This is a genomic window from Sphaerotilus uruguayifluvii (genome assembly GCF_013294065.1).
Taxonomy (GTDB): Bacteria; Pseudomonadota; Gammaproteobacteria; order Burkholderiales; family Burkholderiaceae_C; genus Sphaerotilus; species Sphaerotilus uruguayifluvii.
Window position 1 is genome coordinate 24,169 of sequence record NZ_JABSNM010000027.1, and the last position, 20,682, is coordinate 44,850.

At 72.3% G+C, this 20,682-nt stretch carries 13 protein-coding genes; 11 read left to right on the forward strand and 2 right to left on the reverse strand.

All coding sequences use genetic code 11. The features are described 5' to 3' along the window. The first annotated feature begins 179 nt into the window (after nucleotides 1-179). The 7 genes from HNQ01_RS20485 (at nucleotide 180) to HNQ01_RS20515 (ending at nucleotide 15,962) form a co-directional block, all read left to right on the forward strand. Nucleotides 180-7,541: a beta strand repeat-containing protein gene (locus HNQ01_RS20485; protein ID WP_173807373.1), complete on the forward strand. Its 7,362-nt coding sequence runs from the start codon at nucleotides 180-182 to the stop codon at nucleotides 7,539-7,541. A 136-nt stretch (nucleotides 7,542-7,677) separates the two neighbouring features. Further along, nucleotides 7,678-9,624 (forward strand): O-linked N-acetylglucosamine transferase, SPINDLY family protein, encoded by a 1,947-nt coding sequence (locus HNQ01_RS20490; RefSeq protein ID WP_173807374.1) that lies wholly within the window; start codon nucleotides 7,678-7,680, stop codon nucleotides 9,622-9,624. Between the two features lie 52 nt (nucleotides 9,625-9,676). Continuing rightward, nucleotides 9,677-10,489, forward strand: coding sequence for a DUF5672 family protein (locus tag HNQ01_RS20495; RefSeq protein ID WP_173807375.1), 813 nt, complete (start codon nucleotides 9,677-9,679; stop codon nucleotides 10,487-10,489). Between the two features lie 68 nt (nucleotides 10,490-10,557). Then, entirely contained in the window at nucleotides 10,558-11,046 is a 489-nt protein-coding gene (locus HNQ01_RS20500) for a class I SAM-dependent methyltransferase (RefSeq protein ID WP_037477993.1), read from the forward strand. Next, nucleotides 11,043-13,274 (forward strand): type I secretion system permease/ATPase, encoded by a 2,232-nt coding sequence (locus HNQ01_RS20505; RefSeq protein ID WP_286181034.1) that lies wholly within the window; start codon nucleotides 11,043-11,045, stop codon nucleotides 13,272-13,274. The genes HNQ01_RS20500 and HNQ01_RS20505 overlap by 4 nt, the downstream gene beginning before the upstream one ends. Before the next feature lie 25 nt (nucleotides 13,275-13,299). After that, a complete protein-coding gene (locus HNQ01_RS20510; protein WP_173807377.1) occupies nucleotides 13,300-14,574 on the forward strand; it encodes a beta-barrel domain-containing protein in 1,275 nt (424 codons plus the stop codon). 50 nt (nucleotides 14,575-14,624) lie between these two features. Beyond that, a complete protein-coding gene (locus tag HNQ01_RS20515; RefSeq protein WP_173807378.1) occupies nucleotides 14,625-15,962 on the forward strand; it encodes a TolC family protein in 1,338 nt (445 codons plus the stop codon). A 23-nt stretch (nucleotides 15,963-15,985) separates the two neighbouring features. Here the strand turns inward: HNQ01_RS20515 and HNQ01_RS20520 are convergent, their stop codons facing one another. Both HNQ01_RS20520 and HNQ01_RS20525 read right to left on the reverse strand, forming a co-directional pair. After that, nucleotides 15,986-17,320, reverse strand: a complete 1,335-nt coding sequence (locus HNQ01_RS20520; protein WP_173807379.1) for a GGDEF domain-containing protein — start codon at nucleotides 17,318-17,320, stop codon at nucleotides 15,986-15,988. Between the two features lie 18 nt (nucleotides 17,321-17,338). Further along, the gene (locus tag HNQ01_RS20525; protein WP_353621750.1) at nucleotides 17,339-17,728 is read right to left on the reverse strand and encodes a nitrogen regulation protein NR(II); all 390 of its coding nucleotides are present in this window, start codon (nucleotides 17,726-17,728) and stop codon (nucleotides 17,339-17,341) included. 225 nt (nucleotides 17,729-17,953) lie between these two features. Between HNQ01_RS20525 and HNQ01_RS20530 the strand changes: the two genes are divergently transcribed. From HNQ01_RS20530 to HNQ01_RS20545, 4 genes are all read left to right on the forward strand, one after another. Next, nucleotides 17,954-19,192 carry a tyrosine-type recombinase/integrase gene (locus tag HNQ01_RS20530; RefSeq protein WP_173807380.1) on the forward strand — a complete coding sequence of 413 codons (1,239 nt, stop codon included), beginning with the start codon at nucleotides 17,954-17,956 and terminating at the stop codon, nucleotides 19,190-19,192. Between the two features lie 140 nt (nucleotides 19,193-19,332). Then, a complete protein-coding gene (locus tag HNQ01_RS20535) occupies nucleotides 19,333-20,031 on the forward strand; it encodes a hypothetical protein (RefSeq protein ID WP_173807381.1) in 699 nt (232 codons plus the stop codon). A gap of 74 nt (nucleotides 20,032-20,105) precedes the next feature. After that, on the forward strand, nucleotides 20,106-20,318 hold the full coding sequence (locus tag HNQ01_RS20540; RefSeq protein ID WP_173807382.1) for a helix-turn-helix transcriptional regulator: 213 nt from the start codon (nucleotides 20,106-20,108) through the stop codon (nucleotides 20,316-20,318). 173 nt (nucleotides 20,319-20,491) lie between these two features. After that, nucleotides 20,492-20,682: hypothetical protein (locus HNQ01_RS20545; protein ID WP_173807383.1), on the forward strand; the 191-nt coding region annotated here is incomplete at its 3' end.

Consider the following 20,682-nt stretch of genomic DNA (forward strand, 5'->3'; position numbering starts at 1 on the left):
TTTATGTCTTTTCCGGTTTTGTGCGGGGGGCTGCATCCAGGGGGCCGATCTGCGCGAAGTTTGCATTTCGCGCACCGGATTGCTCCAGTTCAGGGCGGTGCGGTCGATATCGAGCGCAGTGAAAGCGGTCGCGCGCGTCGGCCGCGCCGCTTCCCGATCAGTACAGGACCCGAACTGCCATGGCTTCGATCTTCACCACGCTCACCCCCGCCGAAGTGGCGAACATGTCTCCCAGCGACCTGGCCGCGCTGACCACCGAGGACTGGGCGGGCGTCAGCTCTGCGCAGCTGGCGGTGCTGTCGACCAGCCAGGTCGAGGCGCTGGAGACCGCCGATCTGGCGGTGATCTCGCCGGACGTGATCCGCGGATTCGGCACTGCGTCGATCGGTGTGCTGGCCAGCGCCCAGGTGGCGGCGCTGAGCTCGACGCAGCTGGCGATGCTGGCGACCGGGCAGGTCGCCGCGCTGTCGACCGCAGCGCTGGCCGGGCTGGAGGCGGCCGACATCGCCGCGTTCAGCTCGGCGCAGATCGCGGCCTTCACGACCAGTCAGCTGCCGCAGCTGTCGACCGCGCAGGTCGCGGCGATCGAGACGGCCGATCTGGTCGCGCTGGGCACGAACGCGCTGCGCTCGCTGACGGTCGAGCAGATCGCCGGCCTGGGCACGTCGCAGGTGGTGGCGCTGTCGAGCGTGCAGGTGGGCGCGCTGACGACGGTGCAGATCGGCGCGCTGACGACCCGCCAGATCGGCGTGCTGGAGACGGGCGACATCGTCGCGCTGTCGAGCGCACAGGTCGGCGCGCTGTCGACCGCGCAGCTCGTCGCGCTGACGACGGTGCAGATCGGTGCGCTCGAGAGCCGTGACCTGGCCGGCCTGGGCGTGGAGAACCTCACCGCGCTGACGACCGCGCAGATCGTCGCGATGAACACCGCGCAGATCGCCGGGCTGAGCTCGGCGCAGGTGGCGGCGCTGACAACCTCGCAGGTGATCGCGCTCGAGTCCGGCGACTTCGGTGCGATGTCGACGGTGCAGCTGACCGCGCTGACGACCGCGCAGCTCGGCGTCATGGCGGTGTCCGACATCAACGCGCTGAGCACCGCCCAGGTCGCCTCGCTGCGCAGCTGGCAGGTCGCGGCGCTGAGCACCGCGCAGATCGCCATTCTCGGCACCAACGATCTGGTCGTGATGGGCACGGCGCAGATCGGCGCGCTGACGACCGTGCAGCTTCAGGCGCTGGGCACCACCGGGATCTCGGTGCTGAGCTCGGCCCAGCTGCAGGCGCTGGGCACGGAGAACATCACCGCGCTGACCACCGCGCAGGTCCAGGCGCTGACCTCGCTGCAGATGCCGGGCCTGGCGACCGGCCAGGTCGCGGCGCTGACGACCACCCAGGTCGCCGCGCTGCAGACGACCGACCTGATCGCGATGAGCTCGACGCAGATCGCCTCGATGGGCACGCAGCAGATCGCCGCGCTGCGCACGACGCAGATCGTCGCGCTGGAGAGCGCCGACATCGCGGCGCTGAGCAGCACCCAGATCGGCACGCTGTCGAGCGTGCAGGCCGCCGCGCTGACCAGCGTGCAGGTCGCCGCGATCGAGAGCCGCGACATCGGCGCGCTGACGACGGCCGCGCTGCGTGCGCTGGGCACGCAGCAGGTGGTGGCGCTGGGCAGCGCGCAGGTGGCGGCGCTGACGACCGAGCAGGTCGCCGCGCTGACGACCGCGCAGGTTGCCGCCCTGGAGACGCAGGATCTGCGCGCGCTGACGACCGTGCAGGTCGACGCGCTGTCGAGCGTCCAGGTCGCCGCGCTGAAGACGGTGCAGGTCGCCGCGCTGACCACCCGCCAGCTCGGCGCGCTCGACACCGGTGACATCGCCGGCCTGTCGAGCTCGCAGATCGCCGCGCTGTCGACCAGCCAGGTCGCGGCGCTGTCGGCCGGGCAGATCGCCGCGATCGAGACCCGCGACCTCGCCGCGCTCGGATCGGCCGGGCTGCGCGCGCTCAGCAGCACCCAGATCGCCGCGCTGACGACCGCGCAGGCCGCCGCGCTCGGCACCGCCCTGATCGGTGCGCTGTCGACCGCGCAGATCGCCGCGCTCGAGTCGACCGATCTGGTCGCGATGAGCAGCGCCCAGATCGCCGCGCTGTCGACCAGCCAGGTCCTTGCGCTCGGCACCCGCCTGGTGAGCGTGCTGGAGACGGCGGACATCGTCGCCATGAGCTCCGCGCAGCTGGCGGCGCTGACCACCGCGCAGGTGGCGGCGCTGACCACCGCGCAGGTCGCCGCGATCGAGAGCCGCGACATCGCCGGACTGAGCACCGCCGAGGTGCGCGCGCTGACGACCGCGCAGATCGTCGCGATGTCGAGCGCCCAGATCGGCGCGATGAGCACCGCGCAGGTGGCGGCGCTGACGACCGTCCAGGTCCAGGCGCTGGAGAGCACCGACATCGTCGGCCTGAGCTCGGTGCAGATCGCGGCGATGACGAGCCAGCAGGTCGCCGCGCTGACCACGGCACAGATCCGTGCGCTCGAGACGCGCGACATCGTCGCGCTGTCCAGCGCGCAGATCAATGCGATGAACACCGCGCAGATCGAGGCGCTGAGCACGGCACAGGTGCTGGCGATCGAGTCGCATGATCTTGCGGTGCTGGGCACCACCGCACTGCGCAGCCTCGGCACCGCGCAGATCGTCGCGCTGAGCACCTTCCAGACCTCGGCGCTGAGCACCGCGCAGGTCGCCGCGCTGACCAGCACCCAGGTCGCCGCGCTGGAGAGCACCGACCTGAAGGCCTTCTCGAGCAGCCAGATCGCCGCGCTGACCAGCACGCAGATGGCCGCGCTGAGCAGCCGCCAGGTCGCCGCGATCGATGCGGCCGACATTCCGGCGCTCAGCAGCACCCAGCTCAACGCGCTGTCCACCGCCGCGCTGGCGGCGATGACGACGCTGCAGGTGGCGGCGCTGGAGACGCGCGACCTCGCCGCGCTGGCGACCGGCTCGCTGCAGGCGCTGACGACCGCCCAGATCCTGGCGCTGGCGCCGGAGCAGGTCGCGGCGCTGACCACCCGCCAGATGGCCGCGCTGACCAGCAGCCAGCTGCGCACGCTCGAGACCACCGACATCCAGGCGCTGTCGACCGCGCAGGTCGCCGCGCTGACCACCGAGCAGGCCGCGGCGCTGACGACCCGCCAGCTGGTGGCCTTCACCACCGCCGAGGTGGTCGCGCTGACCAGCCTGCAGGTGGCGGCGCTGAGCACCGCCCAGGTCGTCAGCCTGACGACCGAGCAGATCGCCGCGATGGAGACCCGCGATGTCGCGGCGCTGACGACCGCGCAGGTCGCGGCGCTGACGACCGGCCAGGTCATCGCGCTCAGCTCGGCCCAGGCCGCCGCGCTGACGACCGACCAGGTCGCGGCGCTGACGACGAAGCAGATCGCCTCGATCGAGACGGCCGACCTGGTCGCGATGACGACGCGCCAGATCACCGCGATGGGCAGCGCCCAGCTCGGCGCGCTGACGACTGTGCAGGTGGCGGCGCTGGAGACCTCCGACATCGCCGCGCTGTCGGGTGACCAGATCGCCACGCTGCGCAGCTCGCAGATCGCCGCGCTGACGACCCGCCAGGTCGCCGCGCTGGAGACCCGCGACATCGGCTCGCTCAGCAGCACCCAGCTGCGCGCGCTCAACACCGAGCAGATCGTCGCGCTGAGCAGCGCGCAGGTTGCTGCGCTCGACACCGCCCAGGTGGCGTCGCTGAGCACGGTGCAGCTGCGGGCGCTGGAGACGGCCGACATCGTCGGCATGAGCTCGGTGCAGATCTCGGCGATGAGCACGTCGCAGATCAACGCGCTGACCACCGCGCAGGTCGCGGTGCTGCAGACGGTCGACCTGGTCGCGCTGAGCAGCGCGCAGCTGGGCGCCTTCAGCACCGTGCAGATCGGCGCGCTGGGCACCGCGCAGATCCAGGCGATCGAGCTGGCCGACGTGCCGGCGCTGAGCACCACCTTCCTGCGCTCGCTGAGCACCGCGCAGGTCGTCGCGCTGACCTCGAACCAGTTCGCCGCGCTGACGACCGGGCAGGTCGCCGCCTTCACCTCGACCCAGGTGGCGGCGATGGAGACCGGTGACCTGGTCGCGCTGAGCGCCGCCCAGACGGCCGCGTTCACCACCACGCAGGTGGCCGCGCTGACGACCCGCCAGGTCGCCGCGCTGCAGACCGACGACATCGCCGGCTTCAGTTCGGCGCAGATCGGCGCGCTGGGCAGCCACCAGGTGGCGGCGCTGACCACCACGCAGATCGCCTCGATCGAGAGCCGCGACATCGTCGCGCTGACCACCCGCGTGCTCGGCGCGCTGTCGACCGCGCAGATCGTCGCGCTGACCACCGCCCAGGCGGCGGCGCTCAACAGCGTGCAGGTCGCCGGCCTGAGCACCGCGCAGCTGGCGGCGATGGAGACGACCGACCTGGTCGCGCTGGGCACCACCCAGACCGCGGCGCTGACCACCACGCAGATGGCGGCGCTGACCACCCGCCAGATCGTCGCGCTGGAGACGGCCGACATCGTCGCGATGAGCAGCGTGCAGCTGTCGGCGCTGGGCACCCAGCAGATCGCCGCGCTGACGACGCTGCAGCTGCAGGCGATGGAGACCCGCGACCTGGCCGCGCTGGGCACGCAGTCGATCCACGCGCTGTCGACCGTGCAGGTCGCCGCGCTGACATCGCAGCAGGCCGCGGCGCTGACGACGAACCAGCTCGCCGCGCTGTCGACCACCCAGGTCGCCGCGCTGAACACCGCCGACGTCGTCGCGCTGTCGTCGAACCAGTTCGCCGCGCTGTCGACCGCGCAGATCGCCGCGCTGACCAGCCGCCAGGTCGCGGCGATGGAGACGCGCGACATCGCCGGCCTGACCAGCGAACAGATCGGCGTGCTGCGCTCGACCCAGATCGCCGCGCTGAACTCCGCGCAGATCGCCGCGATCGAGACCCGCGACATCGCCGCGCTGTCGACCGCCGCGGTGCGGGCGCTGGGCACCGCGCAGATCATCGCGCTGACGACCTCGCAGATCGGCCAGCTCAGCAGCACCCAGGTCGGGGCGCTGACCACCACCCAGGTCCGCGCGCTGGAGACGGCCGACATCGTCGCTCTGGGCAATGCCGGCCTGCTGCCCTCGCTCAGCACGACGCAGGTCGCCGCGCTGGAAAGCCGTGACCTCGCCAGCGTGACCACGACCGCGCTGCGCACGCTGACGACCGCGCAGATCGTCGCGCTGAGCTCGGCGCACCTGTCCTCGCTGTCGAGCTCGCAGCTCGCCGCGCTGACCACCGAGCAGGTCGCCGCCTTCGAGACGGTCGATCTGGTGGCGCTCAACACGCTGCAGATCTCGGCGCTGACGACCGCGCAGGTGGGGGCGCTGAACACGCGCCAGGTCGCCTCGCTGCAGGCCGAGGACATCACCGCGCTGTCGAGCGGCCAGATCGCCGCGCTGGGCACGGCGCAGATCGCCGCGCTGTCGACCACGCAGGTCGCCGCGCTCGAGGCCCGCGACATGGCGGCGCTGGGCACCTCCGGCATCGCGGTGCTGGGCACCGCGCAGATCGTCGCGCTGTCGACCGCGCAGGTCGCCGCGCTCGGCAGCGCCCAGCTCGCCGCGCTGACCACCCGCCAGATCGGCGCGCTGGAGACGGCCGACATCGTCGCGCTCTCCAGCAGCCAGATCGCGGCGCTGGGCACCGAGCAGATCGCCGCGCTGAACAGCCGCCAGCTCGGCGCGCTGGAGACGACCGACATCGTCGCGCTCTCCAGCAGCCAGGTCGCCGCGCTGGGCAGCGTCCAGATCGCCGGCCTGAACACGGTGCAGATCGCCGCGTTCGAGACGCGTGACCTGGTGGCGCTGTCGACCGGCACGCTGCGGGCCTTCTCGTCGGTGCAGATCGCCGCGCTGACCGCGGTGCAGCTGGCGGCGCTGGGCACCGACCAGGTCGCCGCGCTGTCGACCAGCCAGATCGCCGCGATCGAGACCCGGGACGTGGCCTCGCTGGCCTCGCACCAGATCGCTGCGCTGTCGGCCAGCCAGATCGCGGCCTTCACCACCGCCCAGATCGCCGCCTTCGAGACCCGCGACATCGCGGCCTTCGACAGCAGCCAGCTCGGCGCGCTGACGACCGCGCAGATCGGCGCGCTGACGGCGGCGCAGATCGGCGCGATCGAGACCGCCGACCTGGCCGGGCTGGGCGCGGCGGCGCTGCGGGCACTGAGCACCGCGCAGATCGTCGCGCTGGGCTCGGCCCAGGTGGCGGCGCTGACGACCGTGCAGCTCAACGCGCTGACGACCGCGCAGATCGCGGTGCTCGAGACCGGCGACATCCTGGCGCTGCACGCCGACCAGATCGCCTCGCTGGGCACGACGCAGATCGCCGCGCTGTCGACCCGCCAGATCGCCGCGTTCACCACCGATGACATCGCCGGCCTGACCGGCGCGCAGGCCGCGGCGCTGACGACGACGCAGCTGGGCGCGCTGGGCACGCACCAGATCGCCGCCTTCGAGACCAGCGATCTGGTCGCGATGAGCAGCACGCAGATCAGCGCGCTGACGACCACGCAGTTCGCCGCGCTGACGACCGTGCAGATCGGTGCGCTCGAGACGGCCGACATCGTCGCGATGACCACCGCCCACGCCGCGGCGCTGACGACCGCGCAGATCGTCGCGCTGACGACCGAGCAGGTCCATGCGCTCGAGACGCGCGACATCGCCGCGATGTCGATGACCCAGGCGGCCGCCTTCGAGCAGACCGACATCGACGCGATGACCGACGCGCAGCGCGCCGCGCTGACGGCGCTGTCGCCGGTGGTGCTGGACCTGAACGGCGACGGCGTGCACACGGTGTCGGTCTCGGCCGGCGTGCGCTTCGACCTGCTGGCCAGCGGTCATGCGGCGCAGACCGGCTGGGTCTCGGCCCATGACGGCCTGCTGGTGCGCGACGTCAACGGCAACGGCCGCATCGACGACGGCCGCGAGCTGTTCGGCACCGCGACCCAGGTCGACGGCCACCACGCCGGCAACGGCTACCTGGCGATGAAGGCGCTCGACACCAACGGGGATGGGCATCTCGACGCGCGGGACGCGGCCTTCGGCGAGCTGAAGGTCTGGGTCGATGCCAATGGCGACGGCATCTCGAGCGCCGCCGAACTGCACGGCCTGGCCGAGCTGGGCATCGTCTCGCTCGACCTGAACGCGCAGGCCGGCACCGCGACCGATGCGGGCAACCTGATCGGGCTGAGCTCGAGCTACACCCGCAGCGACGGCAGCGTGCACCAGATGGCCGACGTCTGGTTCGCGCAGGGCGGGGCGGCGCCGGCCGCCGCGGCGGGCTCCGCACCGACCCTGGGCGAGCTGCTGGCCGAGGCGCCCCAGGCCCCGGCCGGCACCGAGACGGCGGCGTCGGCGACGCCGGTGGCGGCACCGACGGCCTCCGCGGCGGTCATCGTGGCCTCCTCCGGCACGGAGCTTGACGAGCTGCTGCGCCAGCAGCCGCTGATCTGAGCCTGCCCCGAGCGGTCATCGACCGGAGGGCGAGGGCGGGGCGCGGGGCGCTCCGCCCCGAACTGCCGAAATGCGCCGGGCTTGCCTTGCGCTTTCTGCGAGTTCGCGCGGGGCATCGCTGCAACCATGGCACACCATGGTCCTCACCGCCACGCCCGCCCCGACCCCGGCCGCCGCCACGCCCGCGACGGCCGTTCCGCCGGTCCCCGACCGCGCGCTGCTGATCCAGGCCCTCGACCACCAGAACCAGGGTCGCGTCGAGCTGGCCGAGCAGCTCTTCCGCTTCTATCTCGGCCACTGGCCGGCCGATCCGGTCGCGCTGTACTCGCTGGCGGTCATCCTGCTGCGGCGTGCCGACGCGACCGAGGCGCTGGCGCTGCTCGAGCGCGGCGTGCGCGACGTGCCGGGCTTCGCACCGCTGTGGTTCGCGCATGCGACCGCGCTGCAGGGCACGGGCCGGCGCGACGAGGCGCTGGCGAGCTACCAGCGCGCGATCGACCTCAAGCCCGACTACACCGAGGCGCTGATCAACAGCGGCGTGCTGCTGCGCGAGCTGCTGCAGCATGCGGCCGCGCTCGAGCGCTTCCAGCGCGTGCTGGCGCTGCAGCCGGGCAACGAGACCGCGCTGGCCAACTGCGCCACGCTGCTGACCGAGTTCCGCCGCACCGAGGAGGCGGTGGCGATGCTGCGTCAGCTGCAGGCGATCAATCCGTCCTACGACTACGGCGCCGGCATGCTGGTCTACGAACAGCTCCATGCCTGCGACTGGAGCGGCTTCGAGGCGCTGTCGCGGCAGGTCATCGAGGGCGTGCGCGCCGGCCGGCGCGCGTGCAAGTCGCTGGCCTTCATGGCGCTGTCGGACTCGGCCGAGGAGCACCAGCGCTGCGCGCGCACCTTCTCGGCGCACCGCTATCCGCCGGCGGCCACCCGGCTGTGGAACGGCGAGCGCTACCGCCACGACCGCATCCGCCTGGCCTATGTGTCGCCCGACCTGCGCGAGCATCCGGTCGGCCACCTGATGGCGGGCATCTTCGAGCACCACGACCGCCGCTGCTTCGAGACCATCGCGGTCTCGCTCGGCCCGGACGACGGCAGCCGGCTGCGCGCGCGCATGGTCGCCGCCTTCGACCACTTCATCGACGCGCGCCGCATGAGCTCGATCGACATCGCCCGCCAGCTGCGTGCGATGGAGGTCGACATCGCCATCGACCTGGCCGGCTACACCGCCGACTCGCGCAGCGAGATCTTCAGCCACCGGCCCGCGCCGGTGCAGGTCAACTACCTGGGCTATCCCGGCACGCTGGGCAACGGCTACATGGACTACATCCTGGCCGACCGCCATGTGATCCCGCCGGAGCAGCAGCGCTTCTACGACGAGCGCGTGGTCTACCTGCCCGACGCCTACCTGCCGCCGGCCGCCGGCCTGCAGATCGCCGAGCGCACGCCCACGCGCACCGAATGCGGCCTGCCCGAGCACGGCGTGGTGTTCTGCTCCTTCAACCACGACTACAAGATCCTGCCCGGCGTCTTCGCGATCTGGATGCGGCTGCTGGCGGCGGTGCCCGGCAGCGTGCTGTGGCTGATGTCGCGCAGCGAGCTGTCGCAAGCCAACCTGCGCGCCACCGCGCAGGCCGCCGGCGTCGATCCGGCGCGGCTGGTGTTCGCGCAGCGCGTGCCGCGGGTCGAGGACCACCTGGCACGCTACCGCGTCGCCGATCTCTTTCTCGACACCCATCCCTACAACGCCCACACCACCGCGGCGGACGCGCTGCTGGCGGGCCTGCCGGTGCTGACCTGCTCCGGCCAGGCCTTCCCGTCGCGGGTGGCCGGCAGCCTGCTGCAGGCCGCCGGCCTGCCGGAGCTGGTCACCACCAGCCATGCCGACTACGAGGCGCTGGCGCTGGCGCTGGCGCGCGATCCGGCGCGGCGCGCGGCGCTGCGGGCGAAGCTGCAGGCGCAGCGCGTGCATTCGGCCCTGTTCGACACGGCGGGCTTCACCCGCGACGTCGAGGCGGCCTGCATCGCGATGTGGCGCCGCTCCCGGCTCGGCAGCGCGGTCGACGCGCTGTCCGGGCCGGCCTGAACCGGCCCGCCGATCCTCCGACGCTTCCGAACCGACCCTGCCGAGGTCCACCGTGACTCCCTCGACGATCGTCCTCATCCCGATCTACCAGCCATTGCTGTCGGTGCTGGAACAGTTCTCCCTCGACCATTCGCTGCCGCTGCTGGCCGGACGCGACGTGCGCTTCATCGGACCGCGCGGCCTGGACTACGGCTACTACCAGCTGCGCTATCCGGGCATCCCGTTCGAGGCCTTCGATCCGGCCTACTTCGCGTCGATCGCCGGCTACAACCAGCTGATGCTGTCGCCGGCCTTCTACGAGCGCTACGCGGCGCACGAGTTCATGCTGGTGCTGCAGACCGACGCGATCCTGCTGCGCGACGATCTCGACCACTGGATGGGCCGCCCCTACGACTACATCGGCGCGCCGTGGCCGCAGGGCGTGACGGTCAAGGTCGACCTCGATCCGTTCTGCGGGCCGCACGCCAAGACGGTGCGCGCGCTGGTGGGCAACGGCGGCCTGAGCCTGCGGCGCATCCGCAAGTGCCAGGCGCTGCTGCGCGAGTTCCCTCAGGCGCTGGACATGTTCCGCCGCACCGGCTCGAGCGAGGACCTGTACTTCGCGATCATGGGCCTGCTGTCGGCCGACTTCGTGCTGCCCAACGAGCGCGAGGCCGCCCGCTTCTCGTGGGAGCTGCAGCCCGAGCACTACCACGCGATCGACTGCCGCCCGCCGATGGGCGGCCACGCCTGGTGGAAGTACAGCCCGAACTTCTGGGCGCGCTTCTTCCGCATGCCGCCGCCGCTGCCCGAGCCGGCCGCGCCGGTGCGGCTGACCGAACCCGGCCCGCTGGCCGAGCTGCCCCAGCCGGCGGCTTCTCCCTGACCCTCCCGAGCTTTCCTGCGCGGCCCGCCGCCGCGATGCCCACCCTTTCCCGGAACAGGACGACCCAGATGACGACCAAGTCCCTCGACCTCGGCTGCGGCCTGCAGCCCAAGAACCCGTTCAACGCCCAGGAGGTCTACGGCATCGACGTGCGCGACGACGCCGAGGCGCACATCGTCAAGGCCGATCTGGTCATCGAGCCGATCCCGTTCCCGGACGACAGCTTCGACTACGTGACCGCGCACGACTTCCTCGAGCATGTGCCGCGCCTGATCTACCTGCCGCAGCGCCGCAACGCCTTCGTCGAGGTGATGAACGAGATCCACCGCGTGCTCAAGCCCGGCGGCGTGTTCATGTCCTTCACGCCGGCCTTCCCGCACGGACCGGCCTTCCGGGATCCGACCCACGTCAACATCATCACCGAGGAGACCTTCCCGCTGTACTTCGACGACAAGGTGCGGTGGGCCTCGATGTACGGCTTCCGCGGCAGCTTCCAGATCCTCAGCCAGGAATGGCGCGGCGTTCACCTGATGAGCCTGCTGCGCAAGACCGCATGAACGCCGCCGCACCGTCCGGGCAGGCCGCGGCCGGCAGCGCCGACGCGCTGCTCGACGCGGTGCAGGCGCTGTGCCGCCATCACGGCATCGAGCGCAGCGCGGCCTCGCTGCTCGACGGGCTCGGGCTGGAGCGGCCGCTGACGCCGGCCGGCGCCTGCCGGGTGCTCGAGCACGCCGGCCTGCAGGCCGGCCGGGTTCGGCGCGACGCGACCGAGGTGCTGGCGCTGCTGCTGCCGGTGCTGCTGCCGCTGCGCGACGGCCGCGCGGCGCTGCTGACGGCCCGCCGCGTCGATGCCGACGGGCGGCGCATGCACGAGCTGCGCGTCTTCGATGGCGCCGCCGCCGCGCCCGCCCCGCTTCAGCTCGACGACGCCGGCCTGCAGGCGCTGCATGACGGCGACCTGCTGCTGGCCGGCCCGGGCGACGCGGCCTCGGTGCCGTCGGCGGGCCGCGGCGCCGACGCGCCGGCCGAGGCGCTCGAGGTGCACTGGTTCTGGCGCGTGCTGCGCCGCTACCTGCCGTACTACCGCGGCGCGATGCTCGCGGCGCTGCTCAGCAATGTGCTGATGCTGTTCTCCGGCCTGTTCGCGTCGGTCGTCTACGACCGGGTGATCCCGCACCAGGCGATGGTGACGCTGTGGTCGCTGGCGGCCGGCGCGGTGCTGGCGACGCTGTTCGACCTGGTCGCGCGCCAGCTGCGCAGCCACCTGATCGACCACGCCGGCCGCAAGGCCGACCTGGCGCTGGGCAGCGTGCTGCTGCGCCAGTCGCTGGGGCTGCGGCTCGAGCACCGGCCGGAGTCGGCCGGCTCCTTCGCGCACCACATGGCGCAGCTCGAGGTGGTGCGCGAGTTCTCGACCTCGGCCTCGATGTCGGCGATCAGCGACCTGCCGTTCATCGTGCTGTTCATCGCCGCGACCTGGATGATGGCCGGGCCGCTGGCGCTGGTGCTGGTGATCGCGGTGCCGGTCATCCTGCTGCTGACGGTGGGCGTGCAGACGCTGATGCGGCGCAGCATGCTGGCGCAGCAGCACCAGCTCGCCGACATGCAGGGCCTGCTGGTCGAGGCGATGGACGGCATCGAGACCATCCGCGCCGCCGGCGCGCAGGGCTTCTTCCAGCACCGCTACGAGCACGCCAACGCGCTGGCGGCGCAGTCGGCGCTGCGCGCGCGCGCGCTGTCGAGCTGGGTCAACAACGTGTCGATGGTCTCGCAGCAGATCGTCACCATCGTGATGCTGGTCTGGGGCGTGCACCTGATCCACGACAGCCAGCTCAGCGGTGGCGCGCTGATCTCGGCGGTGATGTTCGCCGGCCGCGCGGTGGCACCGCTGGGCAGCGTCGTCGCGCTGGCCTCGCGCTACCAGGGCGCGCGGGCGGCGCTGCGCATGCTCGACCGGCTGATGGCGCTGCCGGTCGAGCGCGAGCCGGGGCGGCGCTTCCTGCCGTGCCCGCGGCTGGACGGCCAGCTGGCGCTGCGCGAGGCCGGCTTCGCCTACGGTCCGGCCGGCCAGGCGCCGCAGGTGCTCTCGAACGTGACGCTGCGCATCGCCGCGGGCGAGCGTGTCGCGCTGCTCGGGCGCATCGGCAGCGGCAAGTCGACGGTGCTGCGGCTGCTCGCCGGCCTCTACCAGCCGGCCAGCGGCGCGGTCGAGATCGACGGGCTGGACCTGCGCCAGCTCGATCCGGCCGACTTCCGTCGCCACATCGGCTTCGTCGAGCAGGAGCCGCGGCTGTTCCGCGGCACGGTGCGCGAGAACCTGCTGCTCGGCCGCGAGGCCGGCGCCGACCGGATCGCCGAGGTGCTGCGGCTGACCGGGCTGGAGCGCGTCGTCGCCGCGCACCCGATGGGCCTGGACATGCCGGTGGGCGAGGGCGGCGCGATGCTCTCGGGCGGCCAGCGTCAGCTCGTCGCGCTGGCGCGCGCGCTGCTGATGCGCCCGCAGGTGCTGCTGATGGACGAGCCGACCAGCTCGATGGACGCGCAGACCGAGGCGCAGTTCGTCGCGCAGCTGCGCCAGGCGCTGCCGCGCTGCACGCTGGTCGTGGTCACGCACCGGCCGGCGATGCTGGAGCTGGTCGAGCGCATCGCGGTGCTCGACGCCGGCCGGCTGATCGCCGACGGTCCGAAGCAGGCGGTGCTGCAGGCGCTGGCCGGAACGCGGCCGCCGGCCCCGGCTGCCTCGGCCGCCCCGGCCGCGGGGCCCCGCGCCGAGGCGCTGTGCTGAACACCGGATCCGCCACGGAGCCGAGATGCGATTCAATCCCTTTTCCTCCTCCGCCCCCGCGGCGCGCGCCGGCCAGGCGCTGGCCGAGGGCCTGTTCGTGCCCGGCGACGAGCGCTTCCTGCATGGCAGCCGCCAGGCCGAGCTGGTCGAGCCGATGCCGCGTGCGCTGTGGGCGCTGTACCTGCTGTGCGGCATCGTCGTGGCCACCGGGGTCTGGGCCGCGCAGGCGCGCGTCGACATCGTCACCAAGGCCACCGGCAAGGTGGTGCCCGACGGCCACGAGCAGGTGATCGCCAGCCTGGAGGGCGGGCTGCTCGACGCGGTGCTGGTGCGCGAGGGCGATCTGGTCGAGGCCGGCGCCGAGCTGGTGCGGCTCGACCCGACCCGCTTCGCCTCGCAGCAGAACGAGGGCCGGGTGCGCCAGCTGTCGCTGCAGGCCACCGCGGCGCGGCTGGCTGCCGAGGCGTCCGGCCGCGGGACGCCGTCCTTCTCGGCCGAGGTGCGCGCCCAGCCGGGCCTGGTCGCCGCCGAGACCGAGGCCTTCCAGGCGCGGCGCCGCGCGCTCGACGAGGCGGTCGCGGTCAGCCGCTCCAGCCTGGCGCTGCTCGACACCGAGCTGGCCACGGCGCGCCAGATGGCCGCGCGCGGGCTGATGTCCGAGGTCGAGGTGCTGCGGCTGGACCGCCAGCGCAACGACCTGCAGATGCAGGTCGCCGAACGCGTCAACCGCTTTCGCCAGGACGCCGCGACCGATCTGGTGCGGGTGCGCGGCGAGATCGCCCAGCTCGACGAGCAGCAGGTCGCGCGGGTCGACGCACTGCAGCGCACGACGCTGAAGGCGCCGGTGCGCGGCATCGTCAAGAACCTGCGCATCACCACGCGCGGCGGCGTCGTCGGTGCCGGTGCGCCGATCCTGGAGCTGGTGCCGCTGGGCGAGACGCTGCGCATCGAGGCCCGGCTGGCGCCGGCCGACGTCGGCTTCGTGCATCCGGGCATGCCGGTCGCGGTCAAGCTCGACACCTACGACTACTACCGCTACGGCGGCCTCGAGGGCGAGGTCGAGTACATCAGCCCGGACACGCTGGAGGCGGGCGCCGCGACCGCCAGCCCGCAGAACCAGGCCTTCTACCGGGTGCGGGTGCGCACCCGCGCCTCGTCGCTGCACGGGCCCGACGGCCGGCCGCTGCCGGTGCTGCCGGGCATGACCGGCTCGGTCGAGATCCGCACCGGCGAGCGCAGCGTGCTCGAGTTCCTGGTCTCGCCGATGCTCAAGGGCCGCGAGGCCTTCCGGGAGCGCTGAACATGAGCCCGTGCACGAGGGTCTCGCCTGTCCGGCAGGGGCTTCTTGCGGTGCTGCTGCTCCTGTGCGGCGGCGGGGCGCGCGCTGCGGCGCCGCTGCCGTCCTGCGGCGAGGACGACCGCGTCGTGGCGGCGTCGCCGGGCCCGGTGGTCGTGGCCGACGCGCAGCCGGTGCTGGCGCGCCTGGCGCGCGAGGCGGTGGCCCGCAGCGCCGAGGTCGCCAGCCAGATCGGCAGCAGCCGCGCCTACCGCCAGGACCAGCGCCAGGCCGAGGCGGGGGCCGCGCCGCAGCTGGCGCTGAGCGGCAGCGCCGTCTGGGGTCGCAGCCGCAACGACCTGTACGGCAGCGGCGACGCCAGCCAGGCCGCGCTCGGGCTGACGCTGTCGGCGCCGCTGTACGACGGCGGGCGGGTGCAGGCCGAGGCCGGCTACTACCGCGGTCTGGCCGAGGCGGGCGAGTCCGGCGTGCTGGCGGTGCGCGAGCAGGTCGCGCTCGAGACGCTGCTGGGCGCGATCGAGCGACGGCGCCAGCAGCGGCTGCTGCAGGTGTGGGATCGCCAGGTCGGCCGCATGCAGTGCTTGGTGCGGCAGATCGGCCAGATCGTCGAGCTCGACCGCGGCCGGGGCAGCGAGCTGGTGCAGGCCGGCAAGAGCCTGCGCCAGGCCGAGCTCTCGCGCGCCGAGACCGGCGCGCAGCTGCGCCAGGCCGAGGTGCGGCTGCAGCGCCTGGCCGGGCTGCCGCCGGCGCAGGCCGAGCTGCCCGAGACGCTGCCGGCGGAGCTGCCGGCGCTGCAGCCGCTGCTCGACGCGCTCGTCGACGTGCCCGAGATCCGCCAGCTGCAGCGCCAGGCCGAGGCGCTCGACCGCTATGCCCAGGCGCTGCGTGCGGCCGACGCGCCGCAGCTTCGCTGGCAGATCGGTGCGACCCAGGCCCGTCAGCCGGCGCTGGGCAGCACGAACTGGAATGCCGGGCTGGTGCTGAACATGACGCTGGCCGACGGCGGCGCCAGCGAGGCGGGCGTGCAGGCGGCCGTCGAGCGTGCCGAGGCCGCCCGCCGCCAGCGCGAGGCCCGGCTCGAGGACCGCACCCGCCAGCTGCTGACGCTGCACGAGGCCGCTCAGGCGGCGCAGGCCCGCATCGGCCGCTTCGACGCGCTGCTGGCCGACAGCGAGCAGCTGCGCCGTGCGACCTTCGAGCAGTGGGCGCGGCTGGGCCGGCGCTCGCTCTTCGACCTGATCTCCGCCGAGACCGAGCACTACCAGCTGCTGCAGGGCCGCGTGCAGGCCGAGCACGAGCTGCTGGCGGCGCTGCTGCAGCTGCGCGCGCTGGGCAGCGGCCTGCTGCCGTGGCTGGCGCCGGAGCTGGTGCCGGTCACGCCGATGCGCTGAAGCGCACCCCGGACGGGCTGCGCTCAGCCCGCGTCCGCGTCGCCGCAAGGCTCGCCGGCGACGACCAGCCGGTCGCGGCCGCCCGACTTGGCCGCGTACAGCGCCCGGTCGGCCTGCTCGATCAGGTCCTCCAGCCGCGCCAGGCCGGACTGCATCAGCGCCAGGCCGGCGCTGACGGTGTAGCGGATGACCGTGCCGTCGGCCAGCGTGACCGCGTCGGCGGCCATGGCCCGGCGCAGCCGCTCGGCCACCAGCCGCGCGCCCTCCAGTCCGGTCGAGGGCAGCAGCACCGCGAACTCCTCGCCGCCGATGCGCGCCGGCACGTCGACCTGGCGCAGCGAGCGCAGCATCACGCCGGCCAGATGGCGCAGCACCTCGTCGCCGGCCGGGTGGCCGTGCCGGTCGTTGATGCGCTTGAAGTGGTCGGCGTCGAGCAGGATCAGCGCCAGCGGGCGCGGCGCGCGGCGGAAGCGCTCGACCTCGCGCTGGCCGGCCTCGAAGAAGACGCGCCGGTTGGCCAGCCCGGTCAGGTGGTCGGTCTCGCTGGCGCGGCGGCGCTGCTCGTGCGCGTCGCGGCGGTCGCTGATGTCGCGCAGCACCAGGCTGAAGCCGGGGGCGTGCTCCGGCGCCGGCGATGCATCGTCCCCGCCGACCGGCACGATCATCGTGCTGCCCCAGTAGCGCCGGCCGTCGGCGCGCACCAGCCAGCCTTCGTCCATGCTCCAGCCGTCGGCGCGCGCCTCGTGCAGGCGGTCGAGCAGCCGCTCCGGCGTGGTGGTGCCGCCGGCATGGAAGATCGTCGCCGGCCGGCCCAGCACCGCCTCGCGTGCGAAGCCGGTCATCCGCGTGGCCGACTCCGACCAGTGCGCGACCCGCCCCGCGGCGTCCAGGCCGACCGCCGCATGGTCGTGGATGCCGGTCAGCGCCGCGTTCAGCCAGGCCTCGCTCTGGCGCAGCCGGCGCTCGCGCTCGACCTGGGCGGTGATGTCCGCCAGCACCGCGACGAGCTGCCCGGCCTGCAGCCGCCGCAGCGTCAGCGACAGCACCAGCGGGCGCTGCCGGCCTTCAGGGCCGACGCGCAGCGCCAGCGCCTCGCCGTCGATCAGCAGCTCGCCGGCCGCGCCGCTGCGGGCCCGCAGCGCCAGGTCCGGCATCGCCGGGCCGAGCAGGTCGAACAGGTTGGCGAGCGATGCGCCGACGGCCAGCGGCAGCAGCAGCTGGGCCGCGGCGGCATTGATCAGCGCGATGCGGCCCTCGTCGTCGGTCTGCACCAGACCGACCGGCGCGGCGTAGAGCAGCTGCAGCAGTTCCTGCTGTTCGTCGGCGCCGGGTTCCTCGTCGGGCGAAGGCGCGGCCATCGTGCGATCCGGTCCGGATCAGAGACGCTGGATCAGCACATAGCGCCGCTCGACGCCCGGCGCGGCCAGCAGCCGCAGCCGCACCGGCGTCGGCCGCATGCGCAGCGTCAGCACGAAGTCGACGCTGGCGTCGAGGGGCTGACCGGCCTCGGCTGCATCGGCGAAGCGCTGCGCGACGAGAAAGTTGTTCATGCACTGCGCCACGACCGAGAACAGCGGCAGGCCGAGCACCCGCGACGGACTCAGGCCGGCGGCGCGCGACTCGTAGGCGTTGTAGCGGCACACCACGGTGTCGGGCCGGAAGCCGATGACGCCGAAGCCGAGCGCGTCGAGCGTCGCGTCGTCCATCGCCTCGAGCGGGGCGAGCAGGTCGGGCTGGTCGAAGCCGGGGAGGGAGGCGTCGTTCACGTCGGTGCTTCCTGACTGACGGCGGGGGGCTGCGCCCGAGGCAGCCCGGTGGGGGGCCTGCTGGCGGAGGCGGTGGCCGCTGGGATGGCGAATCATGATCGCTCACATCGGCTCGCATCGTGTCAGTAGATGCCTCATTCATGGCTAGTTCAAAGGATTATTTGCATCAAGTTCGATCACTGCCTAGCATCCAACACTAGTGTCTTATGGTGGAACGGATGAGCCATGCCGAAGCGAGCGAAGGAACTAAGCGCCCTGGAAGTCAAGCGACTGACGGCCCCGGGATGGCACGCGGTCGGCACTGTTGCCGGCCTGGGGCTGAAGGTGTCGCACGCTGGAAACCGGGCCTGGGTGCTGCGCGTCATGGTCGGTGCCAAGCGTCGAGAGATCGGCCTTGGCGCTTACCCGGATGTCACCCTGGCCGGCGCCCATGAGAAGGCCCGCGCCGCGCGCCTCCAGATCGAGCAGGGCATTGACCCGATCGCCGAGCGACGCGAGATCAGGGCCCGCCTGATCGCCGAGCAGACCGAGGGGATGACCTTCAGCCAGTGCGCAGCCGCCTACATCAAGGCGCACCGCGAGGGCTGGAAGAACGCCAAGCACGCCGCACAGTGGGAATCGACGCTGGCGCAGTACGCCGGCCCGGTGATCGGCGACATGCTGGTGCGCCACGTCGAGACCCGGCACGTCCTGGCCGTGCTGGAACCGATCTGGAAGGACAAGACCGAGACGGCGACCCGGCTGCGCGCTCGCCTGGAACTGGTCATGGACTGGGCTGCCGTGCGTGGAGAGCGCGCCAGCGCGAACCCGGCCCGGTGGCGTGGGCACCTGGACAAGCTGTTGCCCAAGCCTTCCAAGGTCGCCAAGAAGGGGCATCACGCTGCCCTGGACTGGCGGGAGATCGGCCCGTTCATGGTCTGCCTGCGCGCCGCCGAGGGCGTGGGCGCGCGCTGCCTGGAGTTCGCCATCTTGACGGGTGCGCGATCAGGCGAGGCCCGGGGCGCCACCTGGCGCGAAATCGACATGCAGGCCCGCACATGGACCGTGCCAGCCGAGCGGATGAAGGCCGGCAAGGAACACCGTGTCCCGCTGTCGGACGCCGCCGTCCGGCTCCTGGAGGGGCTGCCGCGCTTCGTCGGCAACGATCTGGTGTTCCCGGGCCCTCGCGGTGGTGTGCTGTCGGATGCGACCCTGGGCGCCGTCCTGAAGCGCCTGGGCGTTCCGGTGACGGCTCACGGGTTCCGCTCCACCTTCCGGGACTGGGCTGCCGAATCGACCGCCTACCCGCCCGACGTGGTGGAAATGGCCCTGGCGCACACGATCAGGAACAAGGTGGAAGCCGCCTACCGTCGGGGCGACCTGTTCGAGAAGCGCCGCCAGCTCATGCAGGCATGGGCGGACTACTGCGCCCGGGTGGAGACATCCGCCGAGGTGGTCAGCATCGGCGCGGCCCGGGTGGCTTGATCGGACGAAATCCGCTACCCCGGGCACTGCCAAAACCGACAAAACCCGCCGCCTGACGGCTTCAGGCCAGAAACAGACGGGGCCAGCCATCGCGCGAACGATGACCAGCCCCTGACCACACCGAAGAACGGACCTTCGACATGGCTGATTCAGATCCTAGCGCGAAAGCGCCGGAACCAAAGAGCATCACGGTCGGACGGCGCTTCACCAAGGTGCGGGCGATTGAGCACCCGGTCGATGGCTATGGGCTCATGGTGGAGCCGGACCGCGCCATGTACGCCACCCGCGAAGAGATGCGCGCCCGCTCGATTCGCATCCTCGAAGCAGCCGGCATCCCGGTGTCCGAGCTGCTGGAGAAAGGACCGGCTGGATCGATTCTGCGATGGCATGTCGTGGAGTACCTCGAACACCCCCCTGACTCTGAGCTTGGCTTGGCCGCGCGCATCGTGGAGCAGTGCAACCACCTGGACGGGTACGAAGAACTGGGGTACCCGGTCAGCACGATCATCAGCACGGCCCTGCATCTTGGGCGCCTAGATGCACTGGCGAGGGTGTACCGAATCGATCAAGAGATACGCGAGGACGGATTGCTGAAAGCGGCCGAGGTGCACAAGCGGGGCCGCACCAAGAGGCCGAAGGCGCCACCAGCTACAGACGAAGACCGCGCCGAGTGGGTCAGGCTGTGGCGGACCGAGTTCAAAGGCTTGAGCGCCAACAAAGCCGCGCCGCTGATCGCCGCTCAATGCGGGGCGGAGGGCGAAGAGGATCAGCAGCGCGTCGCGCAGACGATCCGCAAACACCTAAAGAAACAGAACGTAATCACGCAAGCGGGTTGGTAGACCCTTGGGGGTTTACCAACATCGCTCCTTAAGCTCGGCACACCGAATCAGCCAACACCACAAAGGATCTACCGATGGCACAGACCCGCAGCCCTGACCTTGCAGCCTTCGACAAGGCCCCCGACGCCGCCAAGGTGCGCGTGAACACCGTGGCCGCGCTCTATGGCGTGAGCGAGGTCACGATCTGGCGCCGCGCCCGCGCTGGCCTGATCCCGGCGCCTACCAAGATCGGCGGCACGACCGTGTGGAGCGTCGGCGATGTCCGGCGCCACCTGGCCGGCGCCTGAGGTGGGCGCCAAAGAGAAGGGCCGCCAGCCCCTGCAAGGACTGGCGACCCGAGTGTTCAACCTGTAGCAGCGAACGAGGCAATCATCCCATGACCCGCCGCAACACGCAACGCCGCGCCGCCCTGGCGCAACAGGCAGCAGCCGGCCCCGTCCGGTAACACCCAAGGAGCCCCATGAACAACCGTCCCAAGCGGTCGGTCTGGCCGCTGCATTGCCCGAAACAGACCGCCGCCAGCCTTCACGACACCCTGCGCGCTGTTCTCGGCGCCGCGCCCGAGCGCGACATCACGCCCGGCGAGTTCATCCGCTTCGGTGGCCGGAATCGGCCGCTGTGGGTCCGGCTGTTCACCGATGGCCGCGCCGC